The organism is Dyadobacter soli (assembly GCF_900101885.1).
GTDB classification, from domain to species: Bacteria; Bacteroidota; Bacteroidia; order Cytophagales; family Spirosomataceae; genus Dyadobacter; species Dyadobacter soli.
In genome coordinates this window covers 176,128-197,857 of the sequence record NZ_FNAN01000016.1, presented here as the reverse complement: position 1 = coordinate 197,857, position 21,730 = coordinate 176,128, and the positions used below count along the sequence as shown (strand labels likewise).

The 21,730-nt window shown below is 51.6% G+C and carries 13 protein-coding genes; 6 read left to right on the top strand and 7 right to left on the bottom strand.

What is annotated here, in order from left to right:
• Nucleotides 1–404: 404 nt before the first annotated feature.
• The 4 genes from BLQ88_RS25280 to BLQ88_RS25265 are packed head-to-tail and all read left to right on the top strand — an operon-like array spanning nt 405 to nt 5,558.
• Nucleotides 405–2,057, top strand: a complete 1,653-nt coding sequence (locus tag BLQ88_RS25280; protein WP_176885095.1) for a sensor histidine kinase — start codon at nt 405–407, stop codon at nt 2,055–2,057.
• Entirely contained in the window at nt 2,057–2,809 is a 753-nt protein-coding gene (locus BLQ88_RS25275; RefSeq protein ID WP_090155694.1) for a LytR/AlgR family response regulator transcription factor, read from the top strand. Before BLQ88_RS25280 ends, BLQ88_RS25275 begins: the two co-directional genes overlap by 1 nt.
• A gap of 55 nt (nt 2,810–2,864) precedes the next feature.
• Nucleotides 2,865–3,860, top strand: coding sequence for a glycoside hydrolase family 43 protein (locus tag BLQ88_RS25270; RefSeq protein ID WP_090155692.1), 996 nt, complete (start codon nt 2,865–2,867; stop codon nt 3,858–3,860).
• 60 nt (nt 3,861–3,920) lie between these two features.
• Nucleotides 3,921–5,558, top strand: coding sequence for an ABC-F family ATP-binding cassette domain-containing protein (locus BLQ88_RS25265; RefSeq protein ID WP_090155690.1), 1,638 nt, complete (start codon nt 3,921–3,923; stop codon nt 5,556–5,558).
• Nucleotides 5,559–5,626: 68 nt separating this feature from the next.
• On the opposite strand, the gene BLQ88_RS25260 is transcribed toward BLQ88_RS25265, so the two are convergent.
• The 4 genes from BLQ88_RS25260 to BLQ88_RS25245 all read right to left on the bottom strand — a co-directional run bounded on the left by BLQ88_RS25260 (nt 5,627) and on the right by BLQ88_RS25245 (nt 11,528).
• On the bottom strand, nt 5,627–7,123 hold the full coding sequence (locus tag BLQ88_RS25260) for a T9SS type A sorting domain-containing protein (protein WP_176885094.1): 1,497 nt from the start codon (nt 7,121–7,123) through the stop codon (nt 5,627–5,629).
• A 32-nt stretch (nt 7,124–7,155) separates the two neighbouring features.
• Entirely contained in the window at nt 7,156–8,322 is a 1,167-nt protein-coding gene (locus BLQ88_RS25255) for a tail fiber domain-containing protein (protein WP_090155686.1), read from the bottom strand.
• A gap of 100 nt (nt 8,323–8,422) precedes the next feature.
• Nucleotides 8,423–9,061, bottom strand: coding sequence for a response regulator (locus tag BLQ88_RS25250; protein WP_090155684.1), 639 nt, complete (start codon nt 9,059–9,061; stop codon nt 8,423–8,425).
• Nucleotides 9,062–9,233: 172 nt separating this feature from the next.
• Entirely contained in the window at nt 9,234–11,528 is a 2,295-nt protein-coding gene (locus BLQ88_RS25245; RefSeq protein ID WP_090155682.1) for a sensor histidine kinase, read from the bottom strand.
• A gap of 257 nt (nt 11,529–11,785) precedes the next feature.
• Between BLQ88_RS25245 and BLQ88_RS25240 the strand changes: the two genes are divergently transcribed.
• Nucleotides 11,786–14,206 (top strand): ABC transporter permease, encoded by a 2,421-nt coding sequence (locus BLQ88_RS25240; RefSeq protein WP_090155680.1) that lies wholly within the window; start codon nt 11,786–11,788, stop codon nt 14,204–14,206.
• A 26-nt stretch (nt 14,207–14,232) separates the two neighbouring features.
• Here the strand turns inward: BLQ88_RS25240 and BLQ88_RS25235 are convergent, their stop codons facing one another.
• Nucleotides 14,233–15,588: an FAD-dependent oxidoreductase gene (locus tag BLQ88_RS25235; protein WP_090155678.1), complete on the bottom strand. Its 1,356-nt coding sequence runs from the start codon at nt 15,586–15,588 to the stop codon at nt 14,233–14,235.
• 166 nt (nt 15,589–15,754) lie between these two features.
• Here BLQ88_RS25235 and BLQ88_RS25230 point away from each other — a divergent pair, with 166 nt between their 5' ends.
• Nucleotides 15,755–16,981 carry a serine hydrolase domain-containing protein gene (locus tag BLQ88_RS25230; RefSeq protein ID WP_090155677.1) on the top strand — a complete coding sequence of 409 codons (1,227 nt, stop codon included), beginning with the start codon at nt 15,755–15,757 and terminating at the stop codon, nt 16,979–16,981.
• A gap of 80 nt (nt 16,982–17,061) precedes the next feature.
• Here the strand turns inward: BLQ88_RS25230 and BLQ88_RS25225 are convergent, their stop codons facing one another.
• Together BLQ88_RS25225 and BLQ88_RS36505 are read right to left on the bottom strand one after the other, a co-directional pair.
• Nucleotides 17,062–18,300 carry a DUF4374 domain-containing protein gene (locus tag BLQ88_RS25225; protein WP_090155675.1) on the bottom strand — a complete coding sequence of 413 codons (1,239 nt, stop codon included), beginning with the start codon at nt 18,298–18,300 and terminating at the stop codon, nt 17,062–17,064.
• 9 nt (nt 18,301–18,309) lie between these two features.
• Entirely contained in the window at nt 18,310–21,723 is a 3,414-nt protein-coding gene (locus BLQ88_RS36505) for a PepSY domain-containing protein (RefSeq protein WP_143016926.1), read from the bottom strand.
• Between the last annotated feature and the right edge of the window lie 7 nt (nt 21,724–21,730).

Below are 21,730 nucleotides of genomic sequence, written 5' to 3'. Positions count from 1 at the left end.
ATCTTCCCAATGATCCCGCGACCATTGGCACAAAGCAGAAAACTTATGTCTGGAAGAACTTTGCCGTAACAGACGCTTCGTCACGATCCGGCAAATCTTCCCATCAGCACAATTGAGCACAAATATATATTCACATAGTGCAATTTTTTCGTGTTTCATGTTACAGAAACCATCGCCTATGTTACATTTTTGAGCCAGGCAGGAAGTATTTTTTAAGCAAACCGGAACAAACCGGCTGCCAGGTGCCCCCCACGCGACGATGAGAGATTTCCGGAATTTTTGAAGTGACTCATTAGTTTTGTCCGTCGCTTGCATTTTACACATCGACAGGCGCCATCGCCACATTTCCACTATTATCCGCCAAAATGCCTTCACAATTTTGTCCTGAACCAAACCTGAAAGGCATGAAAAAGCGGAAATATGCGTTAATGCTGTTCTTTTTGTTAGTCGCAATTACCCACCTCAACGCGCAGACACTCGTCCTCGACCCGGCGGGCAGCCGTTTTCTCATTGATGAAAAAACCCGTGAACCCCGCCTGGACCTGATCGTCCACAGCTTTACAACGCATGAAAAACGGGACATTCCGCGCTATGCGGTGATGGATACCGTTACAAAGCCGACCGTAAGCAATGTGGGGCCGAGTGTGTACCATGTTACCGCCGGAAGAATGGCTGAACGAATGACGCTGGTCATTCGAAATCCGGCAAGTTTACCGGCAGATTACGTACTGAAAGTCGATGGCGAGCCGGTGCGTACGCGGGAGGATATTCCAGATATCGCTTATTATCAATTGAATGGCGAGCAATGCAATGCTGCGGCGCTGCTCCCTTTCCGAAGCGACTCTACTACCGTTTCGTTGTTTGACAGTAATGCGCGATTGATCAGCCAGTTACTGATTTCATGGATTTACCCGAAGCCCGAGCTATTTTACGTCGACGTCAGGCACCATTATGCCGCCGACATCCGCGACACCTCTGGATTACGGCAGTTTATGCATTTCTTCAACAGGGCGCCTAACACCTACTCCAAGCCCAATGCCGTGCCCGACTCGCTGTCCATCGCAGAAGCCGAGCCTGTTTTTGGATTCAAAAGGGCATACTATGATGGCAAAGTACGGCCATCGCGCATTTCGTACAGAATCGGTAAGAAGGGGCAATGGATCGGAACGACCAGCGAAATCACCCCCCATTTTTTGCTGGAACACGTGAATGGGAACTGGTCGTGGCTCGTGGATGGACCGTACGAAATCCAATACAGTTACACGGCGAACGAGAGAAATTACGGCAGTTATGCATTTGCCATTGATCACACCTGGATCAACAGTTTCGCCTACAATGCCAGGACGCTGCTATGGCTGGTTGGAATGGTGCTGATGACCAAATTATGGCTTACTACCATCCTGGCGGGCGTGATTATGTACTTTTATTTCCGGAAACGGCTGCGGAAAGCGCGTGACCAGGCGCGAAAAACCAACCTCGAATTACAGTCTATCCAATCGCAGCTAAACCCCCATTTCGTATTCAATGCGATGGGATCGCTGCAAGGGCTGATCAATAAGAGCGAAATAGACCGGGCCAATACTTACCTGACGGGTTTCAGCCGACTGTTGCGCAATACGCTTCAAAATTCCGGACGTGAGATGGTGCCGCTGGACGTGGAAATGACGAATATTGAAAATTACATCCAGCTGGAACAGCTCCGTTTCGGCTTCCGCTACGCGATTGCAACGGATGAAACGGTGCGGCAAACGCAGCTCGAAGTGCCATCGCTGCTCATACAGCCGGTGGTAGAAAATGCGGTTAAGCATGGGATCTCAGGGCTGGGCGCTGCAGGGATGCTGGAAGTGACGTTCAAAACGGAGCATGAAGACCTGCTGATCAGCATTCGCGACAATGGGCACGGTTTCGACACCGACCGGCAAACACAAGGCAAAGGCCTCGCGCTCACCCACGAGCGGATCAAACTTTTGAACAAACAAAAATACCGGATCGCTATGGAAGTGGCTTCCGGCAATGAGGGGACGATAGTAATACTGACATTCAAAAAATGGCTCTGATGCGGGCGATCATCATCGACGACGAACCTAACAACATTGATAACCTTCGCGAACTGCTGACACGCTACTGCCCGGCTGTAAGCGTAGCCGGGCACGCAGGTAATGCAGATGCAGGCATTGAACTGATTTTGAAGACCCGCCCGGAGCTGGTTTTCCTCGACATCCAGATGCCCGGAAAAAATGGTTTCGATCTGCTCAAATCGCTTTCGAGCTACGATTTCGAGGTCATTTTCGTGACTGGCTTCGAGCAGTACGGCATTCAGGCTATCCGATTTTCGGCGATCGACTACCTCTTGAAACCCATTGACCCGCAGGAGCTGCAACAAGCCGTTCAGCGTGCGGAAGGAAAGATTGCGGAGAAAAAACAGAATGCCCAGCTGCAAAACCTGATGCATTTGCTGATGGAATCCAGGCAGAAATCCGAGCACCGGATCGCGCTTTCATCCGCCAGGGAAACACGATTCGTAAAAACCTCCGACATCATCCGATGTGTGGCCGAAAACAATTACACCGCATTTTTTCTGCGCGGGGGCGAGAAGCTACTCGTTTCGAAACCGATGTTCGAATACGACGAAACACTGACCGGCTATGGTTTCCTGCGCTGCCACCATTCGCATCTGGTAAACAAGCTGTATATTAAAAGCCTGCTGAAAGAAGATAGCGGCTACCTTCTGCTGGAAGACGGCGCAAAGATTCCCGTTTCACGCATGAAAAAGGATGCCGTGCGGCTGGCGTTGCAGAACGGGCTTTAACCCATATAGTTTTAACAAAAATCTGTTTCAATAACCTGAAAACCAATTCATTTAAATGAAAACCATTCTTGCCTACACTTTCCTCTTACTCTCCGTATTGCAGGTATCGGCACAGGAAAAGCGGGAAATCTTTTTTGCGGACGTAACCATTTATGTTGAGGCAGGCAAGTATTACCTTACCGGCTCAAAAGGCGGGAACGACGGGCCGCAAGGCTTTGCCTTTCTGGAATCCAGGGACCTGAAAACGTGGATAGTACCGGCCAAGTTAAAAGATTCGCTGGGTATGATCCTGACCAAAGGCGACCACACCTTCGGCACCAAGGGATTCTGGGCACCGCAAATTTTCAGGGACAAGGGTACTTATTATATGACCTATACGGCCGATGAACAAACCGTCCTGGCTGAGTCAAAATCGCTGTTGGGGCCATACAGGCAGAAAGAAATCGGCCCTATCGACGGCTCCGAAAAGAATATCGATTCCTATATTTTCAAGGATACGGATGGCAAATACTACCTCTATTGCGTACGCTTCGACAAAGGCAACTATTTATATGCAGCTGAGTTCGATATGCAAGCAGGAAAGATAAAACCCGAGACCCTGAAAAGATGTTTCAACCAGACAGAACCCTGGGAATCGACGCCCAACTTTAAATCGGGCCCCATTATGGAAGGGCCGACGGTGATAAAACTGAAAAACAAGTATTACCTGTTTTACTCGGCCAACCATTTCCAGAACATCGATTACGCCATTGGCTATGCCGTCGCCGATTCGCCATACGGGCCCTGGGTGAAATCTAAGAACAACCCCATCATTCAACGTTCCATAGTCGGCGAAAACGGATCGGGGCACGGTGACCTGTTTGAAGGGCTGGACAAGCAATTGTACTACGTATACCACATTCACAATTCCCCTGACAAAGTCGGCCCGCGCAGGACGCGCATAGTGCCGGTGGTGAAGCAATGGAATGCGCAAGCCGGGGTTTATACTTTCAGTGTGAAGGGAAACGAAGTGATTGTACCGATGACGACCGCTTCTCAAAAATTGGACTGAGACTTTTTTCGTCTCTTTCCATCCTATAATCGTAGCTTTGCGGCTTCAAAAAATGAGAAGATGATTACAGTTGAAAATTTGGCCGTCGAGTTTAGCGGTTCTACCCTTTTTAGCGAAGTTTCCTTCGTTATTAATCCTACTGATAAAATTGCCCTGATGGGTAAAAATGGCGCCGGGAAGTCCACCATGATGAAGATTATCGCCGGTGAGCAAAAAGCCACGCGCGGCCATGTACGTGCGCCCAAGGATGCCGTTATCGCCTACCTGCCGCAACATCTGCTGACCGAAGACAACTGTACGGTTTTCGAAGAAGCGGCGAAGGCATTCAAGCAGGTTTTTGAAATGCGCACCGAAATGGATAAGCTCAACCTTGCGCTCGAAACCCGCACAGATTACGATAGTGAGGAATATATGGCCATCATCGAACAGGTGACCGAGCTGGGTGAAAAATACTATCAGCTGGAAGAGGTCAATTATGACGCCGAGGTGGAGAAAGCTTTGAAAGGACTGGGATTCAGGCCGGAGGATTTTCAACGGCAAACCAAGGAATTCAGCGGAGGATGGCGGATGCGTATCGAGCTTGCCAAAATACTGTTGCAAAAGCCGGACCTGATCTTGCTGGATGAGCCTACCAACCACATCGATATCGAGTCGGTGATCTGGCTGGAAGATTTTTTGGTGAACAAGGCCAATGCGGTAATGGTGATTTCCCACGACCGTGCCTTCATCGACAACATCACCAACCGCACGATTGAGGTGACCATGGGCCGCATTTACGACTACAAGGCCAACTATTCGCATTACCTGGTATTGCGCGAGGAACGCAGGGCACACCAAATGAAGGCGTACCAGGAACAGCAGAAGATGATTGCCGACAATATGCAGTTCATCGAGCGGTTTCGGGGGACTTATTCCAAAACCAACCAGGTTTCTTCCCGCGAACGCATGTTGGAGAAACTGGAAATCATTGAAATAGACGAAATAGATAATTCGGCCCTGAAACTTCGCTTCCCACCTTCGCCGCGGTCGGGCGACTATCCGGTTACCGTGAAAGATGTTTCAAAATCTTATGGGGATCATGTCGTGTTCAAGAATGCAAGCATGTCCATTTCGAGAGGAGAAAAAGTATCTTTTGTGGGTCGGAACGGGGAAGGTAAATCCACGATGATCAAAGCCATCATGGGCGAGCTCAATGTCGATGGGACCTGCCAGCTGGGGCATAATGTCAAGGTCGGCTATTTTGCGCAAAACCAGGCCTCGCTGCTAAATCCCAATCTGACTATTTTTCAGACGGTAGACGAAGTAGCGGAAGGGGATGTAAGAACCCAGATCAAAAATATCCTCGGCGCATTCATGTTTCAGGGCGAGGATATCGACAAAAAAGTAAGTGTGCTGTCGGGTGGGGAAAGAACGCGGCTCGCCATGGTGAAGCTGCTCCTGGAACCTGTGAACCTGCTGATTCTCGATGAACCTACAAACCACCTCGATTTAAAGTCAAAGGATGTTTTGAAAGAAGCCCTCAGGAACTTTGACGGAACATTGGTACTGGTTTCCCACGATCGCGACTTTTTGCAGGGATTATCCCAAAAAGTATTCGAGTTCAAAGACAAACGGGTCATCGAGCATTTTGAAACCATTGATGCGTTTCTGGAACGTAACCGGATTAAAAGCATCGCGGATTTGCAACTTGCCAAATAGCCCATGGTGCTTTCCAAAACAAAAGCGGCAGACTTTATTAGCCAAAGTCTGCCGCTTTTTGTTTCAATCTACTTTTTCACAAACCTGTGTGTGTTAACCGATCCATCAGGTAGAATCAGCCTGACAATGTATGTACCGGTTCTGAGATTCCTGATATCTATTGCCTGATCGCCCTCGAAGCCATTCGGCTGGCTGCGTTCCAAAACGACATTTCCCGCGGTTGAGACAATCTGAATGCGGGAAACCGAATTGGCAACGCCCGTGCGAACCGTAATTTTATCGACCGCCGGGTTGGGCCATAGTGCCAGCACACCGCCAAATTCAGCTGTACGAATGCGGCTGTAAGCGAATGTACCGTCGTTGTCGATCATTTTCAGGCGATAGTAATTCTTGCCCGACAGCGGAGCATTGTCGCTGAACTTGTATTCTTTCAGAGAACTGCTTTCTCCGTGCGACCTCACTGACCCGATCGGCGCCCAGTTGCGGGCATCGATGCTGCGCTGGACTTCAAACGACTCGCTGTTAGTCTCCATGGTTGTCGACCAGGAAAGGAGCGCCGTTTGGTTTTCGGACAAAACATCGAATGCAACCAATGTTACCGGCAACGGCGGTGCGATAGATCCGATGCCGATCTGGGTAATGCTTACGCCAGCTGGAATGGTGCCGCTAATGGTACTCCCTTCCGTGGTGCCGGTCGCATTCGCAGCGCCGCTCAGGTCTGTCCACTCCGAGCCGTTCCAGCCGATTAACCGCAGGTTGGCCGTCGCTGCAAAGCCGGATACGTCGGGCATGGAAACAGTGATAGCCAGGCCATCGTCGTCCGCCGGGCTGCCCGCGATCCAGTCCCAGCTCCCCAGTGTGAATACCGATTCCACCGGATCGGACACCGCAGTGGCGGCTTCCACATTAGAAGTCTCATAAGCCGTGGACAGGTGTGCGGTTACGCTTGCGGGCGCGGAGATGCTGAGTATACGCGAGTCGCTGCCACTACCGACCGGAAAATTGAATGCTCCATTTCCTACTTTGCCTACGTATCCATTGACGTGCTGGGCATCGGTACTGCCACCCGTATACGATGCGCCATTCTGAAAACGCAGCTCGCCGGCTGACGTGTTGCCCCTCACGGTGGTCGTGATTCCGTTCTGAAAACTTGCTTGCGTAAAAACGTTCGCTCCGGCGGTATTGGTGATGTTGAACAAACTTGCGGTGCCGTTTTTCAATACCAAAGTCGAAAAGTTCGGAACGACTGTGCCACTCACCTCCTGTGTGCCTGGCGAGCCCAACGGGCCGTTGAAATTGTCGGTGCTGCCACCGTTACCGTTCGCATTGTAGGCGCCATTTACCCGCAGGGTGTTGGTGGCCGACTCGAAGTGGTCGAATATCGCGCCGAATGCAGCGGTATACGCGGAGCCGGCAGCGCCGGTAACCTCCGTGTGCGTGTCGTAGTTGCTGACGTAGCCAAAATTATTGAATGTGGTCCCGTCAACAAACACCTGGGCATGGGCATGCTGCAAGCCGAGTAACAGCATGCCGCCGACGGCCATGTTGATGTGCTTTCTTTTCATAGTTAAATCCATTGAAATAGAGAATGGGACGATTACTTCGCAGCTGATTTTTCGGCCACGCTGTTGCCGATGAGCTGCTCGACACTGGCTTTCAATGCATTCAGTTCATCGCTAAGCCCCGCTACACCACTTTTCAGGCTTGCGTTTTCTCTTTTCAAGGCTTCGATTTCTGCCTGCTGATCCTGGATCGCTTTGGTTAGGAACGGTGTAAGTTTGCTGTAATCGACGGTCCACGGCTGCGAGACATCGGCCCCTCCCTTCGTAACTACGCTCGGGAAAACGGTATAGAGTTGCTGTGCGATGAACCCGGTCTGCTGGGAGGTTTTGTTCGTTTTGTAGTTATAGTCGCTAACCTGGATCTTCATTACATCATCGATCCCAAACTTTGTGTTGCGGATATTTTCTTTCAGGCGTATATCCGAGGTAGTGTTGTAAACAACGCCCGTTCCCCCGTTGGAAGATATATGCCCCAGATTTGCTCCCTGCGCCCGGAAAATGATAAAGTTGTCCACGTTAACCGGCGCACTTTCTTTTTCCAGCAGCAACAGACCGTTCAAGTCGGCACTCGAAGACTTGATGTAGTGACCTACCGAAGAAGAAGTCTGAGTAGAAAGTTTGGCGACGGAACTAAAAGCTTCCAAAGGTTCAACCACGCCGATTGTGACATTGCCATCCTGATTGATCCGCATCCTTTCCTGTACGCCGGTCGTGTAGAATGCTAGTGCTGATTCCTGGGTTGTACCATCGCCTTTGTAGATACCAAGGATACTGGAATTGGTTGCGTGGAAGCCATTGGTAAGGTAGGGGCTGAAATAAACACCTCCTATAATTTCGTTGTCGGCCATGGGAGTTGGCGCAGCATAGGTGCCATTTGCCGACATCATAAACATGCCTGGCGCTTTCGAGCTTCCGAATCCCTTGAAATAGTGATCATTTCCGGCAGCTGCACCCTTATTGTCAGCCACAATCTCGACAATGCCGACCGGTGTAGTTGTTCCGACCGACAATTGGCCTTCGATAGCGGCGCCATTTGCAGGCACAGCGGAATTGGAGAAGTTTTGGCCGACGGCCACGTTACCATTTACAGAAAGTTTGCTCCCGGGTGTCGACGTTCCAATTCCAACGTTTCCTGTTTGTGCAAAAGCAGCGGAGCCAGCCAGCGCAAGAATCGCAGCTGCGAAATAGGTAGTTTTTTTCATGAGTAAAGTTGTTAAATAAACAAAAGGACTATTTAAGTATATGAATGGTTACATAATGTATGGGCACAATGATCCTGCGGAGGCATTCCGGCCTGTCCGATCAATTCGTTTTGAGAGGGAGTTTTTCGGCCAATTCCAATACCGAGCTGACTTTCATCTTTTCGAGTATCCGGGCCTTGTAAGTGCTTACTGTATTGGGGTTAATGTTTAAAATCGAGGCGATCTCTTTTCTCCATTTGCCTTCCAGTATCAGTTTTAGTATCTGTTCCTCACGAACAGAAAGCGGTGTGGATTTGGATGAATCCCTGACTTCGCCTCTCCTTTGCGAAATCCCTTCCAATAACTGCTGATGAACCTTTTCGCTGACGTAACGTTTGCCGTTCAGCACCGTCTCCACGGCCAGGCGCATCTGGTGCCGCTCGGATGATTTTGAAGCAAAGCCCGAGGCCCCGGCGGCAATGTATTCCAGCGCATACTCGGTCTCGTCAAACCCGGTGCATACCAAAATCTTAACATCCGGCTGCATGCTCCTGAATTGCTTTACCATTTCCGAGCCGGTCCCGCCCGGAATATCGATATCGAGCATGATCAGATCGAGCTCCTGTGCAGTGCATATCTGGATCGCGCCTTTAAACGACACCGATTCGTAGATTTCTGCGCCTTCCACTATTTCATTCAAAAGGATTCTCAGCCCGGTGCTGGTCAGGAAATGATCTTCGACTAACAATATTTTCTTCATGAACACAAAATCGATTCCCCGGGTATTACTGTCGCTTGTTTCGACTCATCACATACAAATGTAGCCAGCGAAGTATTAGTACTTTGTAGTGTAAGATAGATAATGACACTACATTTTTGTAGTGTTACATTTACACAAAATAACCGCTTGTAGAATACGCCTTCCCATTCCACTAACCATTTTCCACCAAATGACTGGCAGGCAACCCATTAGAATTTTTTAGGTCAAACGGCTTCGCGTTGGTAAATGTCAAAGTCACTTTAGTACCGTCATCCTCATTCTGAATGCTCAGCCTGATCATGGCGAAAGGCGCCAGCTCTTTGACGATTACCAATCCTAAACCATTGAAATTGTCAGGGGCAGGCAAAGATTCGTCGTGCCTGAACCATTCGACGATTGCGGCAGGCAAACCCGCCCCGGTGTCGCGTATCGAGAGGGATGTGGAGTCGTCGTCCCGGTACCAATCGGCGGTAATGGTGCCATTTTCGGTGTATTTATTCGCATTGTCGGTCAGGTTCCGGATGATAATGTCGAGCAGTTGCGGGTTGGTGGAGACGGTTACATTTTTGGGGACATGGTTTCGAAAAGCATTGGCGTTTACCCGGCCCGATTTGGCATACAAATGGAAGCTTTTATCGATAATCCCTGCCAGCGCAACTTCCTCCATTTTTACCTCGGTACGATAAACCTGCACTTTCATGTAGGTCAAAAGCTCGTCGGTAGATTGTTTGATCAGCCTGATGGCATCTTCCAGGTGCCCGTTCAATTGAGCGGCCTTTTCGGTCTCCTGACGGCCAATCAGCCTCCCCACCTCGCCCGTTACCAAAACCGCCGACGACAGCGGCGACCGGAGATCATGTGCCATTGAAGTCAGTAGCCGCGACTGCAACTGATATTGCTGCAACAGGTCAGCGCGTGATGCTTCGAGTGTCAGCAAGGTTTGCCGGAGCTCATCCGTCCGTGCAGATACCTGCATTTCCAGCCAGCGGTTTCGCTGCGCTATTTGAACGTACCGGGTCCGCCAGATCAACAGAACAACGGCAAGCGCAAAAACGGATGCCAGCCCCAGCAACCAACGATCCTCGTACCAGGCCCTGGGTGCAACCAGGATCATTTCTCTGCTCGTGTAGGTACTCGTGCCCGTGCCTGCGTGTCTGCGAATGATTAGCTTATGCAAACCGGATGGCACGCTTGCATAATGTATCGTGATATCGCCGCGGTCTTCCTTAATTTTTTGCCATTCCAGGGTGGAATACTCCTGATCGGGTTCTGCCAGGGCATACGTCATTTGGAGATTGCCCCGGTCTCCGAAATGCGGGGCGGAAAGATAAACCTTAAAATTGTCGGATTTGGAAAGCCGGATGGTATCGCTATCGGGTTCTATCGTTTTATCGCCTGCAACCACCTTTTCGACAACAAAGTCACCATCGGGAAGCGAAGGTACCTGTGCGCTGGAAACGCCGGGCCGTTCGCCGCCGGCTTCCCCCATCATAAACAACCCATTCTTACCGCTGGCAAGAAAAACCTCTCCATTCGACCGGTCGTGATAGATAATGTCCACACTTTCCGAATCCAGGTTAAAGTCGGCTACGAGGAGCTGTGTCGTAAGGGTGCCGTCGGGTTCCTGAACCAGCTCAAAAACCTGGCTGTCGATATAGAAGAACGCCTGGGCCGTTTTGTTATTCCAGAAAAGCTTTACCGGCGCTGTGGATTTTGCGTAATGCTCATTCCGGGTAATATCGCCCTTCATGGGAAACGACGATCTTTGGTTGTCATAAATCTGGGTGAACGATCTATCCGGGTTCAGGTAGTACAAGCGGCCTCCTAATGTGATGTAACTCAGCCGGTCCGTTGTTTTATTCAGTAATTGGTACCGTTTCTCCCATCCACGATAGTAGGCGACTGTGGTAGGGCTGCAAAGATAAAATTCCCCGTCCCCGAAATTACCCGCCACCATGGTCGATTGACCGGGCCGGATCGTTCTGCCCCACCTTTCCGGCAATCCGTTTATAAAATCGTAATACTGCCTGGCGCGAAGCGAATGGATTTTTTCATCGCGCAGCTGCACTTCATCCCCGACGGGACGTACGTGTCCGTCGATGATGTTCGCCCGGGCGCCGGTGGCAAAGGATACGTAGGCGACATCCAATTGACTGGGATTGCGTGCATTCCTTAATCCGGGCGAAATAGCCGATACCCGGTTGGTACCCGTTCCCGTATGACTTTTTTCGATTACAAGGAAGTTACGCCCATCGAAACGGGTCAAACCGCCTTCCGTAGCAAGCCATACGAAACCCTTCGAATCTACCGATAGGTCGTTGACGCTGTTATGCGGCAAGCCGTTTGCGGTGGTAAAATGCTGTGTGGGATGTTTTTGCTGGGAAATTACAGTGTGGGTGAGGAAAAGCAGGCAAACGCTTAAAATCGCCTTGACCTGCCGTGTAATGGAACGCCTTGTTGAGTACATGCTGTCGATGATATTTGCAAGCCCCCAAAACGCATAACGCCGGGTTAATGCAATTGAATAAAATACGATCGTGAATGTACATAATTCGACGAAAAGCGACAGCCGATCGAATAATTTCGACAGTTCATAGACTGTTTTTGTTTTACATATAAGTTATGAAAAAAGAAAAATCGGGGTAATTTGCGAAAGCAGTTCATCAAAGCCTCGGCCGACATCCATGAGGCACTCGTTCACCAATTTCTTTTCTCAAAAGCTTTATGATCAACAACTACGCCAGGATTGCTTTCAGAAGTTTTAAAAAGAACAAAGTTTACACATTCATCAACATTTCGGGACTGGCCCTTTCGCTGACCGCAACATTGCTGATTTCCTTGTGGATCTGGGACGAGTGGAATTACAACAAAGGCAATGCAAACTACGCGCGCGTCGGGCGCGTCATGTCCCATACTGCCCAGAACGGCCAGATCGCGAGTTCACCCAACCTGCCTTTTCCGTTAGCCGCGGAGCTGCGGGAGAAGTTTCCGGCCGATTTTGAGCACGTTGCGGTATCGTGGGATACGGAAGACTACAATCTGCTGGCGAACGGAAACAAGTTCCGCAAGAAAGGCCGGTTTATGGAGCCCGATGGTGCGCATATCCTCGCGCCGCGGATGCTCGCGGGCACGTTGGGCGCGCTTGGCAGCCCGTCCCAGGTATTGATTTCGGAATCTGCCGCCATTTCCATGTTCGGGAAAACCGATCCCCTCGGCCAGGCATTGAAAATTGACAATGAACTGGAAGCACTTGTGGCCGGCGTTTATAAGGATTTCCCTTCCAATTCGGATTATTATAACCTGTCGTTCATAGCCCCCTGGAAGCTGTTTGCCTCGGCACAAAGACGGCAGTGGGTCAACAACGTAAAAGACAACTGGAATGTAAACACGTTTGAGATATTGGTTCAGGTGAAAAAAACCGGCACCATCGAAGCCACATCCGCAAGGATAACGCATTTACTGGAAAACCATCTGAGCCAGGCGCCTGGTACCTCCGGTAGCACGCATACCATTGCGCTTCACGCGATGGATAAATGGCATTTGTATTCGTCCTGGGAAAATGGTGTGAATACCGGCGGAGATATTTACTATGTGAAGCTCTTCGCGGCGATCGCGGCTTTCATTCTCCTGCTGGCATGTATCAACTTTATGAACCTCAGCACGGCCCGCTCCGAACAACGGGCCAAAGAGATCGGTGTACGCAAAGTAGTGGGGTCCAGGCGCGCGCAACTCATTGCTCAATTCATTATGGAATCGCTGGTAGTCGTGACCGCGTCCTTCCTGATCGCTTTGGCGTGTGTGCAAATAGCGCTGCCCGAATTCAATGCGATCACGTCCAAGCAAATCGAATTCATGTCCCGAAACGGCTTGGCGTTCAATGCCTGGTTCCTGCTGATTGCCGTTGTATTTTGCATTCTGGTGAGCTTCGTGGCGGGAAGTTATCCCGCACTTTACCTCTCCGCATTGAAACCGGTCAAGGTATTAAAATCGGGATCGGCGAATGCGGGCCGGCTTTCCGCAACGCCAAGAAAAGCGCTGGTAGTACTGCAATTCACCATCTCTATCACCCTCATCATCGGCGCCGCCGGCGTTTTCCGGCAAATGCAGTTTGGGCAAAACAGGGCTACCGGCTATGACCGGCAAGGGCTGGTTTATGTAAAAATCCCGCCCGGAAGTTCGCGCCTGGATGCATTGAAAAACGACTTGCTGCATTCCGCGATCGTTTCATCGGTAGCCCAATCTTCCGGGCCCGTTACCGATCTGCTGTCAAATGCAAGAGGGTTTTCGTGGCCGGGCAAGTCGCCCGTTCAGGGTGACGAGTTTGCCGTCATCGCCGCATCGCACAGGTATGGTCATACGGTCGGCTGGCAGGTTGTTCAGGGAAGGGATTTTTCGGAAAAATTCGTTTCCGACTCTTCCGCTGTCATCATCAACGAAGCCGCTGCAAAGTACATGGGCCTGGCCGATCCGATCGGCAAAACGATCAGGTGGAAGGACGGGACATTCAACGACTCGGAGTACCGCGTCGTGGGGGTTGTGCGGGATATGGTGATGCAGTCGCCTTTCGAGCCCGTCAGGCAGGCGATTTATTTCATGACCTACGCACCTAATTACCTGTACATCAAACTGGATCCCGAAGTAAGAACAGGCAGCATCATGCCGAGCCTGAACCGGATCTTTAACCGGCATTTGCCCGGCAACGTATTCGATTTTCAGTTTGCCGATCAGCAATATGACCTGAAATTCAAAACTGAAAGCAAAATCGGTACGATAACCTTGCTGTTTGCAGCCATCGCCATTTTCACCTCCTGCCTGGGCTTGTTCGGCCTGGCCGCCTACACGGCCGAGCAGCGAAGAAGCGAAATCGGCATACGCAAAGTGCTGGGCGCGTCCGTTACCGGTATCTGGAAGTTAGTCGCCAAAGATTTCGTACTCCTGACGATCGCCGCCATCGCCATCGCAATGCCGGTAAGCTACTACCTGCTGAACCTGATGCTTGAAAAATACCAATACCGTTCACAAATGCCCTGGTGGCTTTTTAGCGGGTCGGGCGCGCTGGCGTTGGCACTTACGATTTTGACCGTCAGCTACCAGGCCATTAAAGCGGCGCTCACAGATCCGGTCAAGGCGCTCCGTTCCGAGTGAAAATCATACCGCGGTAAGCAGCAACCTTACCCGATTTTCGCGAAAAGATCGTTCAGGGATTCGCTCATCGATGGATGCGTGTAAATCGTATCGCGTAACACGGTGTAGTCGAGCCCGGCGTGCATGGCCAGCTGGACCAGATTGATGAGCTCGCTCGAATCGGAGCAAAGCAGCGTACACCCCAATATCAGGTTCGTGTCCGCATCCACCACCGCTTTGAAGATCCCTTCCGGACGGTTCAGAAGCTGCGCCCGCGTGCTGGTGGATGCCGGCAAGGTAGCTACTTTAACCCGGTAACCTTTCCCAATTGCCTCATGTTCCCGCAGCCCCACGTGCGACAACGGCGGGGTAATGAACAACGCCCCGGCAACCTGTATCCGATCGGCCGTACTATGGGGTTTAAAATCAAAAAGCTGGCTTCTGATGATCCGGAAGTCGTCCAGGGAAATGTAGGTAAATTGTGGGCCGCCATTGATATCGCCGATCGCCCAGATATTCGGGGTACTGGTTTGAAGGCGTTCGTCGACCACAATATACCCTTTACTGTCCTGTCGCACACCGGCGGCTTCCAGGTTCAAGTCTTCCGTATTGGGCTGGCGTCCCGCTGCAATGAGGATCGCCGTGGCCTTTATTTCTGTCCGCGTTTCTGCCTGGCGGTAAACGATGGTATCCGTATCCCCGCCAGGCACCAGCTCATCCACGAGCGCGCCAAGTTCGATACGGATTCCCTTGGCAATGAGTATAGATTGTACGGCATCCGCAATGTCGCGGTCCTCGTCGGGCAAAAACGTGGCCGACCGGCTGAGCAGCGTCACTTCGGAGCCGAATTGCGCATACATACCGGCAAATTCCAACGCTATATAACCGGCGCCGATGATCACCAGCCGCTCCGGCAACTTCGTTTCTTCCATCAGGGTCGTGCTGGTAAAAACACGCCGGCTCGCATTCAGTCCCGGAATGGATGGAAGAACAGGCTTGGCACCGGTATTGATAATAATTCGGTCGGCCGCGATGGTCACCTCCTCGCCCGAATCCGCCAGCCGCACGGAAACCGTGCCCGGCGACAGGAACGACGCAGTACCCGTGATGACGGTAGCATTCGGGAACTGATCTACCATATCGAAATTCCGCTTCCGCAACGACTCCACCAACCGATTCTTTTCGGCGATCGCATCAGCATACGGCACATGGTTTTCGGCACTGTGTACCAAGGACTTGGTAGGAATGCAGGCGATATTGATACAAGTTCCGCCGTACATCAGCGCCGACCGTTCTATAACCGCTACCTGCCAGCCCTGTTTCGCCATAAAAGCAGCCAGCGTCTTGCCGCCTTTTCCGAACCCGATAATCAGGGCGTCATATTTTTTCTGAATGGATTTCATGATATAAAAACCAGCCAACTGATGGAATATACCGGCCCGAAACCGCCCGAATCTCCATTTATAATTTTTTATTCTTTTTACAAAACTGTTAAAAAACGGGCATGAGTCGTCGCGATACCTTTGTAATGTAAATAAAACGACTATCCATACTCAAATCCGATCAGCAATGAAACGACACATTTTGAAATCAATAAGCCTCGGCATTTTCGCCACCACACTACTCTTCACCACTTCCTGCAAAGAAGAGCTCATTCCGACAGAGGAGTTATCCCAAATAGAAGGGGACGACCGCAACGCCAAGCTGGGAATCCCGACCAAATTTGACGCCAATGGCTTTGCAATCCGGATAGAAAATCTCCTGGAAGGCGAGGTAGGCTTCGGCTATGCAGTATACAACAACGGCGAGGAGTTTTACCGTGCCAATGGCGGCGATGGCTTTGCCAGAAAGCATTTCGAAGGTAGCTTTCAGCTCCACGGTGCGGTCGTAAAACAGGAGGTATTGACCACCACACAATACGTGACCGCCGTTACTGCTTTAAGAATACTCAAAAAATACAATTTGTCCCTTTCTACCAAGGTTTGGAATTACCTTCCCAAAAACTGGGTGCCAAGTTCCAAATTTAAAGAGCTGGATTTCGAGCGGCTTTTAGCGCACAGAACAGGGCTTATTTACTATCCTAATGATTGGGATAAAGTAAAACTGACAGTGGAAGGGCCGGTGAACGAAAGCATCTTCAATGCTAAAACAAAGCAGAACAATAATATCAATTATCTGCTTCTGGGAATTATACTCCCTTATGTGGAGGCAACCGAACTCAAAAAACAGGGTAATGCCGCTAAATGGAATGAATTGAATGCGACACCCGAAAACTTTATGCTGTATGGCGAACATTATCGCAACATTGTGCGCACCAATGTATTTGTTCCCGCAGGCCTTGAACATGCAACGGTAATTGATTGGCAGGCCTGGGGACAGAACCCCTGGGGAGAAATGGGGCCGATCAGCGCAAGCCTCTCTACGCAGGGCTATCCGGCCAGAAACGGGGACGAGCCTGGAATCGACAAGCCGATTATTCGTTGGGAATGCGGAGCTACCGGCCTGTATCTGAGCGCCTCCCAGTTTGGAAAGCTCGCCTCGAAAGTTGCTAAAAACGAGCTACTTACCATGATGGAGCTTAACCTGATGAAATCCAAACTGCTTGGTTTCGATGGTAAACTGACCGGAACGAAAGGCAGTTATTTTTACAAAACAGGGATCGGTCATAATTGCGAAACAATCTTCCTCGACTTTGGTCCTGTGCAGGTAGCCGTATTTGCCAATTCGCCGCAGAGCGAGATTTCAAATCCGAAACTGATCGCCCAGATGTACGAAAATTCCTTTGTACCGCTTTAAACAGCATTTCAAAAACCACAAAAAGTGCCCATTAAAACCTGTCGTCCAAGAAGTACGGCAGCTTTTAATGGGCCTTTTTCCTATTTAGTCGGGTGCGGCGCGATGAGCTGTACCTGAATGTACCCGCCGCCGTCGAGCGCGATGCCCTTCTTGAAGCTGTCGGCTCCGCCGTTCGGGTCGAATTCGTAAATGAATGCTTCCTTATCTACCGGACTGATACCCGTATAATATTTGCCGTTGAAAACCAGTGGCGAACGCACCATACCCACCGGGCTGAGCGGACTGTTCATAACGGTCACGGCCTTGGTGTTCAGGTTCAGTTTCACTACCTGGGCGATATCATTGTAACGGTCGCGAACGGAGGTCATTTTGCTTTCATACTGCACCGTACCGAATGCAATCCCGTTGCCCACGTAGTTGAGCCCCATCAGGCAGGCCTGGTCCCCTACCGGCGTAGTTACATCGAGAAAATAGTCTTTATCAAACTCGGCAGTACCCTTTTTGATCCTAACCACACCGGATTTACCGCCATTACCCATCCAGTATTTACCGGCGCTTACCACGAAATAATGGTTACCTTCCTCATCTTTATCAACCGAATGCAGGTAATCGTAACCCACACTTCCATTGGTAGCATTGGTACTGATCACCTTCATGTTGCCCATCGAAGGAAAGTCGTATACCAGCGCCTTCACGCCATCGACCACGTATGCACGCGTAGCGGCATCGTAGTAGTAACCGCCGAGGATAAACTTGCCGTTGTCCACAAACCCGCGGCCGAGGTAAAAGCCCACATCCGGTTTTGCAGCATCGTATGGCAATGTGAATGTACCCTTGTCGAGCACTTTGAAATCGCCGATGCTGATCCTGGCCCAGCCTGCCACGCCTTTGTTATCGTCCAATGCGCCCAGCACGAGCAATGTGTTGTCGTCGATCACATTCAGCGACTGGAAGTAGTTGGGCACCACGCCGTCAGTGAGGATGTACGATTTCTGCGCGATCGAACCATCTGCCTTCATTTCATACTGGATGAATTTCTTCTCGGGCAGGTTCATCTGGTAAACGTATTCCTTGTGCCACAGGTAGCGCGAACCTTGCGCCTCGATGCCTTTCCCGATAAACGACAGGTTCCCCTCGTGCAGCGACGGCACGGCGGCAATGTACTGGTCGTCGCCCTGGGCCCAGGCGGAAATCGTGAAATGCTGCTCGGCGGGAGTTACGTCGGCAGGCTCGTCCTTGTCGTCACAGGAGAAAAGGCCCAGGCTGGAAATGCCCAGGGCAGCGATGCCCATAAGGAGCCGGAATCGGTTGGTTTTCATTGTATTAAACTATTGGTTATGTAAAAAGCATCTGATATTCAAGCTGAGGAACCTGCCCGGCTTTTGCAGCAGGTAGTTGTCGTAAACCTGCCGGTCGAAAAGGTTGCGGCATTCCAGGCTTACATTCAGGCTGTTTTGGAGAAAGCTGTAAGTAAGTCCGGTGTTTTGTACAAATTGGGTCGGGATTCTTTTTTTGGTGGACGGATCGCCCAGGCTGGGCCAGCTCAGGAAAAAGCCCTTGACGTAATCGGTACCGAGGTAGAAGCTCAAATCGCCCTCTCCACCGAATGCAGCAGGGTACTTGAACCGCACCTCGCCATTGCCCATCATCGACGGCAGGTTTTTCATCCGGTCGTTGTACACAATGCTTTTTGCCCCGGATGCCGTGTAGCGCTGGCGGTTCCGCACATCCTGGTAGGTGACGGCCGCATTGATTTCCAGCCATTTCTTACGCGCATAACGCACGGACACGTCCCCGCCCGCGCTGCGCAGCTTGTCGATATTCTCGTAGCGGGCAGTTCCGTACAAGTCGCCTTCCCCGAGCCATATCAGGTCGCGGGTGTTGCGGTGGAACAGGCTCAGCTCGTAGCCCCATTTGTTTTCCCCGTCCCGGAATGTCTGTGCGATGCCTGCATTAACATTCGCGCTTTTCTCCGGTTTCAGTCCCGGCGCATTCAGAATGGTGTTTCCATTACCCAAAAGCTCCACGCCATCGGGCATACGCGCCGTGCTTTCGAATGAGAGCTTGATCAGGCTCGCCGCATTCAGCTGGAATTTCGTACCGAAACCCGCGCCCCAGCGGTTGTTTTCCGAGAAATAGGGAATGATCTCTTTTTGCTGGCCGCCATTGTAGTTATAGGTGTTGGTACGGGCCGAGTAACCGAAATTTTTAACAAAAAACACACTGGTAAGCCGCTCTTCCCACAAAACAGCCTGATAGGATAATGCGGCCACATACTTATCCAGCTCCTGCGGCTCGCGGAACGGGATCGTCCATTCCGCCGTTGCCAGCGGGTCGCTGCCGGTGCGGTGCGTGCGGTTCCAGGAGTAACTCGCGGCCAGTTTGTGATGCGCGCCGAGTGCGTAGGAAGCATTGGCGATCAGCATCGAGTTACGGTCTTTGAACCGGTAGGCCGATTTCTGTGCCCGGATGCCGTTCAACTCGCCCGATACCTGCGCGATCACTTCCTGCGCCCAATTGTATTTCCTCGAACTGGTATCGGTCGTTTGCGCCTGCATCCGGTTGAGCACGCCGTAAATATCCACCGAAAGCCCGTCGGGATTCTTCTTCGAATAGCGTACCGACGGCGACCAGAGCTTCTCGTCATAGCGCACCCCGCCGTACACGAATGCCATCGTCCGGCCGGTTTGCACGCCCTTTTCCATATCCGAGCCAATGAGCCCCAGCATGAGCACATCGGCCCAGGGTTTGCCGGTGATCCCCACTTCGGCCTTCACATTGAATGCCCGAAAATCGTCGTTGAAGCGGCGGTACTTCCGGCCGGCAATGGGTTTGCCAAACTCGTCGGCCACTTCCACGGTCGGGCCCCATACTTTATAATTGTTCTCCGAAAAACGATAGGAACTGCTGAGCTGAAACGTGAGGCCGTTCTGGTGGCGCCATTTGCCCGAAAGCTCTGCCTTATGCGTTTGAAATGACCCGTAACTGTATGAAACATCGAGAAAATTACCAAGGTCTTTGCGGGTAACGAGGTTAATGGAGCCGCCCAGTGCATCACCGCTGAGCTCGATAGGCGTCACGCCCTTGTACACCTCGATCCGCTCCAACGAATTGACCGGGAAATTTTGAATGCTGTAACCCGTTCCATAAGCCTCCATCGGCACGCCGTCCACAAAAAACCGCACCGATTTCCCCGACAATCCATGAATGGCATAGTTGAACTCCGAGCCCATTCCGCCCGTTTCCCGCACCCTGATACCCGGCATCGCATCCAGCAGCCGGTTGATTTCCAGGTTTCGCCCCGCGACTGCCTTCAAATCCACCACATCCACGGCAAACACCCGTTCCTTCACCTGCGCCGTTTCCGTTTTGCCTGTAACAGTCAATTCCCGGAGGTCGCGGGCATTCGTGTCCGGCAATGCGGTTGGGGTATTTTGTTGTCCGAAGGCAGGCCCGGAACCGAGTATCCCTGTTAAAAGTATAATCGAAGTGTATTTCAAAAATTTCCGCTTTTTGCCAAACCCTTTGCGGTTATACCAAACTATAAACCCCGTCACAGGAAGCGACGCCCCAATGAGCGAACAGAGGAAGGCCAGTATCTTGCCGGGCATTCCGAGAATGGTACCAATGTGCATGTCGTAGTTCATCCGCCGGATTTTCGCCCCGGTCGACGACGCTTCGAAGCTTTTATCGAACACCTCGTAAAAGTCCAGCCGCCGGAGCGTATGGCGATCGAAAGTGTGCCGGGCCACGTCGTAGAACCTGCCCGCAGCCGGGTACGTACGCATGCTGATGGTCGATTGCGCCTGCGTGGAATCCGGAAAAGCGTAGTAAAAACCGCCGTCCGAGGGATTCCCGGCGATCATTCCGGCCCAGACCAGGTCCAGCGCTTGCCGGTAGGTATAATGTCTGCCCTGTTCCAATGTATCCGAATGCACCCGCTTCCATTCCGGCTCGGCATCCCCGCCCGATGTGGCCCTGTACAAGCTTTCGCTGAACCACGTAAGCCCGAAAACGACGCCGGTGAGCGCCAGGACAAGCAGTACAAGGAATGTGTAAAAGCCCAGTACATTGTGCAGGTCGACGTTCAGCCGCTTCCAGCCCGCCTTCCATTTAATGCCGAAACTCTTCTTCCGCGTGCCGGCCGTCCATTTCAAAGGGTACCACCAGATAAGCCCCGTCACCAGCAGCAACACGAACACCAATGTGCCGTAGTTCACCACCGGCCGCCCGATTTCCTGCGGCAGCCACAGGTAGCGGTGCCCCAGCAATATCCATTCGAAAAAGCCGGTTTCGCCCGGCGCGAGCGTTTCCCTGCCTTGAACAGCACCCGTATAAGGATTCAGGAACAATACATGCGAGGCCGCGTCATGTCCGGCGTGGGCACTACCTGAGCCCACCCCTACCCGTATCGCGGCCCCCTGCTGGTAATAGGCGTAGGAAGCCTGCGCTCCGGGATATTCACGACTGGTAACCGATAAAATCCGGGACGGTTTCAGTACCGGCTCATTGCGTATCTCGGCGCGGATGGCCGGTTCGAGCAGGTAGGTAATCTCTTCATTAAATACCCAGATAGCCCCGGTGATGCACACCACGAACACGACAATGCCCGAAGCAAGCCCAAGCCACAAGTGCAGCCACTCGTTCACCCGCCGGAACGCCGTTTTACCACGCTGGCGTGCATTGCCCGGCGGCCGTTGGTCGGATAGGGTTTGCGTTGAGTCTGTACCGGAGTTTGTCATGATGTTC